Origin of the sequence: Pseudomonas sp. A2 (genome assembly GCF_023100865.1) — a bacterium.
Lineage (GTDB): Bacteria > Pseudomonadota > Gammaproteobacteria > Pseudomonadales > Pseudomonadaceae > Aquipseudomonas > Aquipseudomonas asiatica.
This window is the reverse complement of record NZ_CP039127.1, coordinates 5,303,529-5,315,181: the sequence shown is the minus strand read 5'-3', so window position 1 is coordinate 5,315,181 and position 11,653 is coordinate 5,303,529. Positions and strand designations below refer to the sequence as shown.

Below are 11,653 nucleotides of genomic sequence, written 5' to 3'. Positions count from 1 at the left end.
TTCAGGCCATGCGCCGTACCTGTGGGAGCTGGCTTGCCGGCGATGGGCTGCGCAGCAGCCCCTTTGCCGTTACTTGTAACGGTGGATATTGGACAGTTGCTTGTTCGGCTGTGGGTTCTTGCGGTAGATCAGCGCTTTCTTGCCGATGGTCTGCACCAGTTCGGCACGACCGGCCTTGCACAGTTCGGCAATGGTCTCGGCGCGCTCTTCGCGGTCTTCCGAGCGAATTTCGACCTTGATCAGCTCATGGTCGACCAAGGCGCGCTCCAGTTCGGCGATGACGCCTTCATTCAAACCGTTGCCAGCGACGATCAGGACCGGCTTCAGGTCATGACCAATGGACTTGTATTGCTTCTTCTGCTCGTTATTGAGCGGCATAATCTGACCCTTTCCGTCTGATTCTGTAAAATTGACCGGCATTTTACCCGAGGGCCACCGGCTCCGCCCAGTCAATCACGACGCATATCATCGAGGTGCCCCGTGGTACAACGTTCCAAAAGCAGCGCAAACTGGCTGCGAGAGCATTTCAACGATCCTTTTGTGAAACAGGCACAAAAGGACGGCTACCGCTCGCGTGCGAGCTACAAACTGCTGGAGATCCAGGAAAAGGACCGGCTGATCCGCCCGGGTATGAGCGTGATCGATCTCGGCGCTGCTCCTGGTGGCTGGTCGCAGGTGACCAGTCGTCTGATTGGTGGCCAGGGCCGCCTGATCGCGTCCGACATCCTGGAGATGGACTCGATCCCCGATGTGACCTTCATCCAGGGCGATTTCACCCAGGATGAAGTGCTGCAGCGCATTCTCGAGGCCGTCGGCGATTCGCACGTAGACCTTGTGATTTCAGACATGGCCCCCAATATGAGTGGTACGCCTGCGGTGGACATGCCGCGTGCCATGTTCCTCTGCGAGCTGGCCCTCGATCTGGCAACCCGCGTGCTAAAGCCCGGCGGCGATTTCCTGATCAAGATTTTCCAGGGCGAAGGTTTTGACGTGTACCTCAAGGACGTGCGCAGCAAGTTCGACAAGGTACAGATGCGCAAGCCGTCGTCGTCGCGTGACCGTTCCCGCGAGCAGTACCTGCTGGCCAGGGGTTTCAAAGGGGCATGAAAGGCGTGAAGCGTGGTGGCCGATAGTTATTTCCAATCGGCCGCCGCGTCAGGATCGTCCGAACTTCGTGTAGTCTAGCTTTCACAAAGGGTTACAGACGGTGCCTGCGGCTGCGTAGGTAATGTAGTAAGTTAGGGCGATGAATATCATGCGAGGAACGGCTGCGTCGTGCGCCGACCTCAGAGGGTAGCGAATTGAACGACATGGCAAAGAATCTGATCCTGTGGTTGATCATCGCAGCTGTCCTGGTGACAGTGATGAACAACTTCTCCAGCCCTAACGAGCCGCAGACCCTCAACTATTCCGACTTCATCCAGCAGGTCAAGGATGGCAAGGTCGAGCGTGTGACCGTCGACGGCTACATCATCACCGGCAAGCGCGCTGATGGCGACAATTTCAAGACCGTGCGTCCGGCCATTACCGACAACGGCCTGATTGGCGACCTGGTCGACAATCACGTCATCATCGAAGGCAAGCAGCCTGAGCAGCAGAGCATCTGGACACAACTGCTGGTAGCGAGCTTCCCGATCCTGGTGATCATCGCCGTGTTCATGTTCTTCATGCGCCAGATGCAGGGCGGAGCGGGGGGCAAGGGCGGGCCGATGAGCTTCGGCAAGAGCAAGGCGCGCCTGCTGTCCGAAGACCAGGTCAAGACCACCCTGGCCGACGTTGCAGGTTGCGACGAAGCCAAGGAAGAAGTCGGCGAGCTGGTCGAGTTCCTGCGCGACCCGGGCAAGTTCCAGCGCCTGGGCGGCCGTATCCCGCGTGGCGTGCTGATGGTCGGCCCGCCCGGTACCGGTAAGACCTTGCTAGCCAAGGCCATCGCCGGCGAGGCGAAGGTGCCTTTCTTCACCATTTCCGGTTCGGACTTCGTGGAAATGTTCGTCGGTGTCGGTGCCAGCCGTGTGCGCGACATGTTCGAACAGGCCAAGAAGCACGCCCCCTGCATCATCTTCATCGACGAGATCGACGCCGTTGGTCGCCACCGTGGCGCTGGCATGGGTGGCGGTCACGACGAACGTGAGCAAACCCTCAACCAGTTGCTGGTGGAGATGGACGGCTTCGAGATGAACGATGGCATCATCGTCATCGCCGCTACCAACCGTCCGGACGTGCTCGACCCGGCGCTGCTGCGCCCCGGCCGCTTCGACCGTCAGGTGGTGGTGGGCCTGCCGGACATTCGTGGTCGTGAACAGATCCTCAAGGTGCACATGCGCAAGGTGCCGGTCGGCGAGAACGTCAACCCGGCGGTCATTGCCCGTGGTACCCCTGGCTTCTCCGGTGCGGACCTGGCCAACCTGGTCAACGAGGCCTCGCTGTTTGCCGCGCGCGCCAACAAGCGCCTGGTCGAAATGAAAGAGTTCGAACTGGCCAAGGACAAGATCATGATGGGCGCCGAGCGCAAGACCATGGTCATGTCCGAGAAAGAAAAGCAGAACACCGCCTACCACGAGGCTGGCCACGCCATTGTCGGTCGCCTGGTGCCTGAGCACGATCCGGTCTACAAGGTTTCGATCATTCCGCGTGGCCGTGCCCTGGGCGTGACCATGTTCCTGCCGGAAGAAGACCGCTACAGCCTGTCCAAGCGCGCACTGATCAGCCAGATCTGCTCGCTGTACGGCGGCCGTATCGCCGAGGAAATGACCTTGGGCTTCGACGGCGTCACTACCGGTGCGTCCAACGACATCATGCGTGCCAGCCAGATCGCCCGCAACATGGTGACCAAGTGGGGCCTTTCCGAAAAACTCGGGCCGCTGATGTACGCCGAGGAAGAAGGCGAGGTGTTCCTGGGGCGCAGTGCTGCGAGCCAGCACGCCAGCGTTTCCGGCGAAACCGCCAAGCTGATCGACTCGGAAGTGCGCAGCATCATCGACCAGTGCTACGCCACGGCCAAGCAGCTGCTCACCGACAACCGTGACAAGCTCGATGCCATGGCCGAAGCGCTGATGAAGTACGAGACCATCGACGCCGAGCAGATTGACGATATCATGGCTGGCCGTACCCCCCGCGAACCGCGCGACTGGGATGATGACTCGGCTTCGGGCAAACCAGCTGCCCAAGGTGATCGCCCGGAATCGCCGATCGGCGGTCCAGCGGCTCAACACTAAGGGCATCTATGAGCTCAGTGCAGTACCCGACCCGGTTGCCTTGCGGCAACCGGGTTCTTGATTTGTCGCGTACCCATGTCATGGGTATTCTCAATATCACCCCTGATTCCTTCTCCGATGGCGGGCGCTTCAACCAGCGCGACGAGGCGTTGCGTCATGCCGAAGCTATGGTTGCCGCAGGCGCCACGCTGATCGACATCGGCGGCGAGTCCACGCGGCCGGGCGCGCGCGCGGTATCGGTAACCGAGGAGCTGGAGCGGGTAGCCCCCATGGTCGAGGCGATCAACAGCCGCCTCGATGTGGTCATCTCGGTCGATACCTCCACCCCAGCGGTGATGCGTGAATCGGCGCGCCTCGGTGCTGGGCTGATCAACGACGTGCGAGCCCTGGAGCGCGATGGCGCCCTGGATGCTGCTGCGGATACCGGCCTGCCGGTATGCCTCATGCACATGCGTGGCGAGCCGGGTAACATGCAGGACGACCCGCATTACGAAGATGTGACCGCCGACGTTACGCGCTACCTTGAACAGCGAATGGTCGCCTGCGTCGCGGCGGGCATCGACGCAAACAGAATCATCCTTGATCCGGGCTTCGGTTTCGCCAAGACACTGGCGCACAATCTGAGCCTGTTCAAGCACATGGAAGCGCTCTATCGCCTTGGGCGCCCGCTGCTGGTGGGTGTTTCGCGCAAGAGCATGATCGGCCTGACGCTGGAACGTCCGGTCGGCGAGCGGTTGTATGGCAGCCTTGCGCTGGCGGCGTTGGCCATGACCAAGGGGGCGAGCATCCTTCGTGTCCATGACGTGGCCGAAACCGTTGATGTGGTGCGCATGATCGCTGCGGTGCAAAACGCCGAATAAGAACATTGGAGTCCCTATGAGCAGAAAATACTTTGGTACCGACGGCATTCGTGGCCGCGTCGGCGAATACCCGATCACGCCTGACTTCATGCTGAAGCTTGGCTGGGCGGCCGGCATGGCCTTCCGCAAGCAAGGCCACTGCCGAGTGCTGGTTGGCAAGGACACGCGTATCTCCGGCTACATGTTCGAGTCCGCACTCGAAGCCGGCCTGTCCGCGGCAGGTGCCGATGTGATGCTGCTCGGGCCGATGCCTACGCCGGCCATCGCCTACCTGACGCGTACCTTCCACGCCGAAGCCGGCATCGTCATCAGCGCCTCGCACAACCCGCACGATGACAATGGCATCAAGTTCTTCTCGGGCCAAGGGACCAAGCTGCCGGACGAAGTCGAGTTGATGATCGAGGAATTGCTCGACCAGCCGATGACCGTTGTCGAGTCGGGCAAGCTGGGCAAGGTGTCGCGCATCAACGATGCAGCCGGCCGCTACATCGAGTTCTGCAAGAGCAGTGTGCCGACCAGCACCAGCTTCGACGGCCTCAAGCTGGTTGTCGATTGCGCCCACGGTGCCACCTACAAGGTCGCGCCAAGCGTTTTCCGCGAGCTGGGTGCCGAAGTGACCGTGCTGCATGCCCAGCCAGACGGCCTGAACATCAACGAAGGCTGTGGCTCGACTCACATCGAATCGCTGCAGGCTGCCGTGCTGGTCGGTCATGCCGACCTGGGCATCGCCTTCGACGGTGATGGCGACCGCGTGCTGATGGTCGACCACACCGGTGCCATCGTTGATGGTGACGAACTGCTGTTCATCATCGCCCGCGACCTGCAGGAGCGTGGCAAGCTGCAGGGCGGGGTGGTGGGCACGCTGATGAGCAACCTGGGCCTGGAGCTTGCGCTGAAGGAACTGGATATTCCGTTCGTGCGGGCGAAGGTCGGTGACCGTTACGTCATGGCAGAGCTGCTGGAGCGTGAGTGGCTGGTCGGTGGCGAAAACTCCGGGCACGTCGTGTGCTGCAACCACACCACCACCGGTGATGCGATCATCGCAGCGCTGCAGGTATTGATGGCACTCAAGCGTCGTGGCGAAACCCTGGCGCAGGCTCGTCAGGCCCTGCGCAAGTGCCCGCAGGTGCTTATCAACGTGCGCTATGGCGCCAGCAAGGTCGACCCGCTGGAGCACCCGGCGGTCAAGGAGGCCAGTGCCAAGGTGACCGAGGCCTTGGCAGGTCGCGGCCGCGTGCTGCTGCGAAAATCCGGTACCGAGCCGTTGGTGCGGGTGATGGTCGAGGGCGAGGACGAAAGCCAGGTGCGTGCGCACGCAGAAGCGTTGGCCAAACTGGTCGGCGAAGTTTGTGTCTGAAGGCGCTTGCCAGCGCAGATAGGGTTGGGTACTATCTGCGCCCACTTTGACCGACGAGGTAAAGCATGCGTCGCCCTATGGTAGCTGGTAACTGGAAGATGCACGGTACCCGCGCTAGCGTCGCTGAGCTGACCGAAGGCTTGAGAAATCTGGCCTTGCCGAGCGGAGTGGAAGTCGTTGTGTTTCCACCGGCCTTGTTCATCAATCAAGTGATCGATGGCCTGGCAGGTAAGGAAATTACTGTCGGCGCACAGAATTCTGCAGTACAACCCGAACAGGGTGCGCTGACCGGAGAAGTTGCTCCGGAACAGCTGGTTGAAGCAGGCTGCAAGTTGGTGTTGATTGGTCATTCGGAGCGTCGCCAGGTCATTGGTGAAACCGACGAAGTGCTCAATCGCAAGTTTGCAGCGGCCCAGGCCAAAGGTTTGAAGCCAGTGCTTTGTATCGGGGAAACCCTTGAAGAGCGCGAGGCTGGCAAAACGCTCGAAGTTGTCGGGCGTCAACTAAGCAGTATCATCGAGGCATTCGGTGTTAAGGCTTTTGCCAATGCAGTAATTGCCTATGAGCCTGTATGGGCCATCGGTACCGGCCTTACGGCCACGCCACAGCAGGCCCAGGATGTGCACGCAGCCATCCGTAGCCAGTTGGCGGCAAAAGATGCTGAAGTGGCTGCGAAGGTGCAGTTGCTCTACGGCGGCAGCGTGAAGGCGGCCAATGCGGCCGAACTGTTCGGCATGCCGGATATCGATGGGGGGCTCATTGGTGGAGCTTCCCTGAACGCAGACGAATTCGGTGCAATTTGTCGCGCCGCAGGAAACTGAACAAATGCTGGAAACAGTCATCGTTGTTTTTCATCTGTTGGCAGCGCTGTCGCTTGTAGTGCTGGTTCTGTTGCAACAGGGTAAAGGTGCGGAAGCAGGTGCATCTTTCGGCGCGGGTGCTTCAAATACCGTGTTCGGGAGCCAGGGTTCTGCAACGTTTCTGAGTAAATTAACTGCTATACTCGCTGCCACTTTCTTTTTGACAGCACTTGGGTTAGGATACTTCGCGAAGCAACAAGCTCACCAGCTTAGCCAAGCAGGTCTTCCAGATCCAGCAGTGCTAGAAGTGAAAGAGCCGCAGAAACCGGCAGTTAATGATGATGTACCGGTGCTCCAGCAGCAGAAGAGCGAAACCACTCCTAACACGGGTGATGTACCTCCTCCGGCACAAGAGCAGAAGTAACGGGTTTCAAGTAGTAGTATTGCCGAGGTGGTGGAATTGGTAGACACGCAACCTTGAGGTGGTTGTGCCCATAGGGTGTAGGGGTTCGAGTCCCCTTCTCGGTACCAATTAAAGCTTGAGAGCCCGCTTTAGCGGGCTTTCTTGCAGGTGAAGGTTCGGATTTGACCCTCAAGAGGGTTCGGTCTTATACTTTTGCCCCAGCTTTGTCGCGGGGTGGAGCAGCTTGGTAGCTCGTCGGGCTCATAACCCGAAGGTCGTTGGTTCAAATCCAGCCCCCGCAACCAGCTTCAGCGGAGCCCCTTTTCAGGGGCTTTTTGCTAACCGAACAGTTTCGGCGTCGTTGTCCAACGGCGCTTTCAGGGATGGGCGCTTCGCCCATTTTTTATTTGCACAGCATGCACGAGGGGGTTCAGGTGTCGAGCAAGCTAGAACAGTTGCAGGCCTTGTTGGCCCCGGTTGTCGAGGGTCTGGGCTATCAATGCTGGGGGATCGAATACGTTTCCCAGGGTAAGCATTCGGTACTGCGCATCTACATCGACAAGGAAGGCGGCATCCTGGTGGACGACTGCGAAGCGGTCAGCCGTCAGGCCAGCGCAATTCTCGATGTGGAAGATCCGATCAGCAGTGAATACACCCTCGAGGTGTCTTCTCCAGGCATGGATCGCCCACTGTTCACTCTGGAACAGTTTGCCTCGCATGCCGGCGAACAAGTGAAGATCAAGCTGCGCTCACCCTTCGAGGGTCGTCGTAACTTCCAGGGCCTTCTCCGCGGTGTGGAGGAGCAGGATGTGGTGGTCCAGGTGGACAATCAAGAATTCCTGTTGCCGATCGACTCGATCGACAAGGCCAATATTATTCCCAGTTTTGACTGAGACGTGCCGGGCCCGGCGGACTATCCGGGCCCAATGGCTTGCGCAAGGCGAGGCGTACGATGAGCAAAGAAGTACTGCTGGTTGTTGAATCGGTATCCAACGAAAAAGGTGTACCGCCCGGCGTCATTTTCGAAGCGCTGGAAGTGGCACTGGCCACTGCAACCAAAAAACGTTTTGAAGACGAAGTCGACCTGCGTGTGGAAATCAACCGCCACACCGGTAGCTACGAGACCTTCCGTCGCTGGACCGTGGTCGACGAAGCCGATCTTGATGATCCGGCGATCGAGACCTGGTTGAGCAAGATTCACGAAACCCACCCTGAAGCCAAGGTTGGTGACGTGATCGAAGAGAAGATCGAGTCCATCGAATTCGGTCGTATTGCCGCCCAGACCGCCAAGCAGGTCATCGTGCAGAAGGTCCGTGAGGCCGAGCGTGCCCAGGTGGTCGATGCCTACCGCGAGCGCGTTGGCGAGATCATCTCCGGTACCGTCAAAAAGGTTACCCGCGACAACGTCATCGTTGACCTGGGCAACAACGCCGAGGCCCTGCTGGCCCGCGAAGACATCATTCCGCGCGAGACCTTCCGTGTTGGCGTGCGCCTGCGTGCGCTGCTCAAGGAAATTCGCACCGAGAACCGTGGCCCACAGCTGATCCTGTCGCGCACCGCGCCACAGATGCTGATCGAGCTTTTCCGCATCGAAGTGCCGGAAATTGCCGAGGGCCTCATCGAAGTCATGGCTGCATCCCGTGATCCGGGTTCGCGAGCCAAGATCGCCGTCCGCTCCAAGGACAAGCGCATCGACCCGCAAGGCGCCTGTATCGGCATGCGTGGTTCGCGCGTCCAGGCCGTATCCGGGGAGTTGGGTGGTGAGCGTGTGGATATCGTCCTGTGGGACGATAACCCGGCGCAGTTCGTCATCAACGCCATGTCGCCGGCTGAAGTCGCGGCGATCATCGTTGATGAAGATGCCCATGCCATGGACATCGCCGTTGCCGAGGACAACCTGGCCCAGGCCATTGGTCGTGGCGGTCAGAACGTTCGCCTGGCCAGTCAGTTGACCGGCTGGACCCTGAACGTGATGACCGAGAAGGACATCCAGGCCAAGCAGCAGGCCGAAACCGGTGACATCCTGCGCAATTTCATCGATGAACTGGAAGTTGACGAGGAGCTGGCCCAAGTGCTGGTCGACGAAGGCTTCACCAGCCTCGAAGAAATTGCCTACGTACCGTTGGAAGAAATGCTCAACATCGATGGCTTTGACGAAGATATCGTCAACGAGCTCCGCGCTCGAGCCAAGGACCGTTTGTTGACCAAGGCCATCGCTACCGAAGAAAAACTGGCAGACGCCCATCCGGCTGACGACCTGCTCTCCCTCGAGGGTATGGACAAGGACCTGGCGGCGGAACTGGCGGTGCGCGGCGTGGTTAACCGCGAAGACCTGGCCGAGCAGTCGATCGACGATCTGCTCGACATCGACGGCATCGACGAAGAGCGTGCCGGCAAGTTGATCATGGCCGCCCGAGCCCACTGGTTCGAGTAATTAGGCGCGGCCTGAGGAGAGAAGTGCATGACGCAAGTCACGGTGAAAGAACTGGCCCAAGAGGTCGAGGCACCGGTAGAGCGCCTGCTGCAGCAGATGCGTGAGGCAGGTCTGCCGCACACCGACGCCGGTCAGGTAGTGACCGACAATGAGAAGCAGACATTGCTGACTCATTTGAAGAGCAGCCACAAGAGCAAGGCGGAAGAGCCGCGCAAGATTACCTTGCAGCGCAAAACCACCAGCACCCTGCGTGTCGCCGGTAGCAAGAGCATCAGCGTAGAAGTACGCAAGAAGAAAGTATTCGTGCAGCGCAGCCCGGAAGAAATCCAGGCTGAGCAGAAGCGTGAGCTGGAAGAGCGCCGCGCGGCTGAAAACGCCGCTCGCGAGAAGGTCGAGGCCGAAGTTCGCCAGCGCAACGAAGAGCAGGCTCGCCGTCAGGCCGCCGAAACCGCTGCTGCAGCCCCTGCGCCTGCCGCCAAGCCGGAGGCGGCACCTGCCGCTGCCCCGGCCCCGGTAGTTGCCGACGCCCCGGCGTCCGAAGACGCCGCAGCCCGTGCTGCCGAGCGCAAGAAGGACGAAGCCCGTCGCAACGAAGGCCGCACCCGTGACGAAGACCGTCGTGGTGGCGAGCGTCGTGGCGAGGCCCCGCGCGTGTCGATCAAGGTCAAGGTCAAGGAGAAGGAAAAGGCTCCGACTCCTCGTGCCGCACCGCGCACCACCGATGAAGAGAGCGATGGCGTACGCCGTGGCCGCGGTGGCAAGAGCAAGCTGAAGAAGCGCAACCAGCACGGCTTCCAGAACCCGACCGGTCCAGTCATCCGTGACGTGACCATCGGCGAGACCATCACCGTCTCGGAACTGGCCCAACAGATGTCGGTCAAGGCCGCTGAAGTGGTCAAGTTCATGTTCAAGCTGGGTACCCCGGTCACCATCAACCAGGTGCTCGACCAGGAAACCGCTCAGCTGGTCGCCGAAGAACTGGGCCACAAAGTGACCCTGGTCAGCGATACCGCCCTGGAAGACTCCCTGGCCGAATCGCTGAAGTTCGAAGGTGAAGTCGAATCGCGTGCGCCGGTCGTTACCGTCATGGGTCACGTTGACCACGGTAAGACCTCGCTGCTCGACTACATCCGTCGTGCCAAGGTTGCCGCTGGCGAAGCCGGTGGTATTACCCAGCACATCGGTGCCTACCACGTGGAAACCGACCGCGGCATGGTCACCTTCCTCGATACCCCAGGCCACGCTGCGTTCACCGCGATGCGTGCCCGTGGTGCCAAGGCTACCGACATCGTCATCCTGGTGGTGGCGGCGGACGACGGCGTGATGCCGCAAACCCGCGAAGCCGTTCAGCATGCCAAGGCAGCTGGCGTTCCGCTGGTGGTTGCAGTGAACAAGATCGACAAGCCGGGTGCCGATATCGATCGCATCCGCAACGAGCTTGCTGTCGAAGGCGTGACCTCCGAGGACTGGGGTGGTGATACTCCGTTCGTCAAGGTTTCGGCCAAGATGGGTACCGGCGTCGACGAACTGCTCGAGGCTGTACTGCTGCAGGCCGAGATCCTGGAACTGACCGCTACCCCGACCGCTCCAGGTCGTGGTGTGGTTGTCGAATCTCGCCTGGACAAGGGCCGTGGCCCGGTGGCGACCATCCTGGTTCAGGACGGTACCCTGCGTCAGGGCGACATGGTCCTGTGCGGTTCCAACTATGGCCGCGTGCGCGCCATGCTCGACGAGAACGGCAAGCCTGTTAAGGAAGCCGGCCCTTCGATCCCGGTCGAAATCCTCGGCCTGGACGGTACCCCGGAAGCCGGTGACGAGCTGTCCGTGGTTGCCGACGAGAAGAAGGCTCGTGAAGTTGCCCTGTTCCGTCAAGGCAAGTACCGCGAGGTCAAGCTGGCCCGTGCTCACGCCGGCAAGCTGGAAAACATCTTCGAGACCATGGGTCAGGAAGAGAAGAAGACCCTCAACATCGTCCTCAAGACCGACGTGCGTGGTTCCCTGGAAGCACTGCAGGGTTCGCTGTCGGGCCTGGGCAACGACGAAGTTCAGGTGCGCGTGATCGGTGGCGGCGTCGGTGGTATCACCGAAAGCGACGCCAACCTGGCGCTGGCTTCGAATGCAGTACTGTTCGGCTTCAACGTGCGTGCCGATGCCGGCGCGCGCAAGATCGTCGAGCAGGAAGGTCTGGATATGCGTTACTACAACGTGATCTACGACATCATCGAAGACGTCAAGAAGGCCCTGACCGGCATGCTCGGCAGCGATGTTCGCGAGAACATCCTGGGTGTCGCCGAAGTACGTGACGTGTTCCGTTCGCCGAAGTTCGGCGCCATCGCTGGCTGTATGGTCATCGAGGGTACCGTGTACCGCAACCGTCCGATCCGCGTACTGCGCGAAGACGTTGTGATCTTCGAAGGCGAACTGGAGTCGCTGCGTCGCTTCAAGGACGACGCCTCCGAAGTACGTAACGGCATGGAGTGCGGTATTGGCGTGAAGAGCTACAACGACGTCAAGGTCGGCGACAAGATCGAAGTCTTCGAGAAAGTCCAGGTTGCTCGTACCCTTTAAGGGTGAGCAGGGCGCC

General features: G+C 60.2%; 10 protein-coding genes and 2 tRNA genes. 11 read left to right on the top strand and 1 reads right to left on the bottom strand.

Features of this window, described 5'->3' with window-relative positions; genetic code table 11:
• Positions 1 to 69: 69 nt before the first annotated feature.
• Entirely contained in the window at positions 70 to 378 is a 309-nt protein-coding gene (gene yhbY / locus E5221_RS24605; RefSeq protein ID WP_003249945.1) for a ribosome assembly RNA-binding protein YhbY, read from the bottom strand.
• Positions 379 to 480: 102 nt separating this feature from the next.
• On the opposite strand from yhbY, the gene rlmE reads away from it, so the two are divergent.
• The 11 genes from rlmE to infB all read left to right on the top strand — a co-directional run bounded on the left by rlmE (position 481) and on the right by infB (position 11,637).
• The gene (rlmE, locus tag E5221_RS24600) at positions 481 to 1,107 is read left to right on the top strand and encodes a 23S rRNA (uridine(2552)-2'-O)-methyltransferase RlmE (RefSeq protein WP_024087766.1); all 627 of its coding nucleotides are present in this window, start codon (positions 481 to 483) and stop codon (positions 1,105 to 1,107) included.
• 203 nt (positions 1,108 to 1,310) lie between these two features.
• Entirely contained in the window at positions 1,311 to 3,215 is a 1,905-nt protein-coding gene (gene ftsH, locus E5221_RS24595; RefSeq protein ID WP_015271861.1) for an ATP-dependent zinc metalloprotease FtsH, read from the top strand.
• Positions 3,216 to 3,223: 8 nt separating this feature from the next.
• Complete coding sequence (gene folP, locus E5221_RS24590) at positions 3,224 to 4,075, top strand: dihydropteroate synthase (RefSeq protein ID WP_247846576.1); 852 nt, start codon at positions 3,224 to 3,226, stop codon at positions 4,073 to 4,075.
• A gap of 16 nt (positions 4,076 to 4,091) precedes the next feature.
• Positions 4,092 to 5,432: a phosphoglucosamine mutase gene (gene glmM, locus E5221_RS24585; RefSeq protein ID WP_061551381.1), complete on the top strand. Its 1,341-nt coding sequence runs from the start codon at positions 4,092 to 4,094 to the stop codon at positions 5,430 to 5,432.
• Positions 5,433 to 5,497: 65 nt separating this feature from the next.
• Complete coding sequence (gene tpiA / locus E5221_RS24580; protein ID WP_015271858.1) at positions 5,498 to 6,253, top strand: triose-phosphate isomerase; 756 nt, start codon at positions 5,498 to 5,500, stop codon at positions 6,251 to 6,253.
• A 4-nt stretch (positions 6,254 to 6,257) separates the two neighbouring features.
• Positions 6,258 to 6,656 (top strand): preprotein translocase subunit SecG, encoded by a 399-nt coding sequence (secG, locus tag E5221_RS24575; RefSeq protein ID WP_015271857.1) that lies wholly within the window; start codon positions 6,258 to 6,260, stop codon positions 6,654 to 6,656.
• Positions 6,657 to 6,677: 21 nt separating this feature from the next.
• A tRNA-Leu gene (locus tag E5221_RS24570) sits at positions 6,678 to 6,763 on the top strand.
• A gap of 100 nt (positions 6,764 to 6,863) precedes the next feature.
• Positions 6,864 to 6,940, top strand: a tRNA-Met gene (locus E5221_RS24565).
• A 129-nt stretch (positions 6,941 to 7,069) separates the two neighbouring features.
• Positions 7,070 to 7,528, top strand: a complete 459-nt coding sequence (rimP, locus tag E5221_RS24560; RefSeq protein WP_003249960.1) for a ribosome maturation factor RimP — start codon at positions 7,070 to 7,072, stop codon at positions 7,526 to 7,528.
• A gap of 59 nt (positions 7,529 to 7,587) precedes the next feature.
• On the top strand, positions 7,588 to 9,069 hold the full coding sequence (gene nusA, locus E5221_RS24555) for a transcription termination factor NusA (protein WP_003258062.1): 1,482 nt from the start codon (positions 7,588 to 7,590) through the stop codon (positions 9,067 to 9,069).
• A 27-nt stretch (positions 9,070 to 9,096) separates the two neighbouring features.
• Positions 9,097 to 11,637, top strand: coding sequence for a translation initiation factor IF-2 (gene infB, locus E5221_RS24550; protein WP_024087764.1), 2,541 nt, complete (start codon positions 9,097 to 9,099; stop codon positions 11,635 to 11,637).
• Positions 11,638 to 11,653: the final 16 nt, after the last annotated feature.

Bases quoted from the DNA above. Each gene is read 5' to 3' on its own strand.
- yhbY (WP_003249945.1), bottom strand. From the start codon at position 378: ATGCCGCTCAATAACGAGCAGAAGAAGCAATACAAGTCCATTGGTCAT.
- ftsH (WP_015271861.1), top strand. From the start codon at position 1,311: ATGGCAAAGAATCTGATCCTGTGGTTGATCATCGCAGCTGTCCTGGTG.
- folP (WP_247846576.1), top strand. From the start codon at position 3,224: ATGAGCTCAGTGCAGTACCCGACCCGGTTGCCTTGCGGCAACCGGGTT.
- glmM (WP_061551381.1), top strand. From the start codon at position 4,092: ATGAGCAGAAAATACTTTGGTACCGACGGCATTCGTGGCCGCGTCGGC.
- tpiA (WP_015271858.1), top strand. From the start codon at position 5,498: ATGCGTCGCCCTATGGTAGCTGGTAACTGGAAGATGCACGGTACCCGC.
- secG (WP_015271857.1), top strand. From the start codon at position 6,258: ATGCTGGAAACAGTCATCGTTGTTTTTCATCTGTTGGCAGCGCTGTCG.
- nusA (WP_003258062.1), top strand. From the start codon at position 7,588: ATGAGCAAAGAAGTACTGCTGGTTGTTGAATCGGTATCCAACGAAAAA.
- infB (WP_024087764.1), top strand. From the start codon at position 9,097: ATGACGCAAGTCACGGTGAAAGAACTGGCCCAAGAGGTCGAGGCACCG.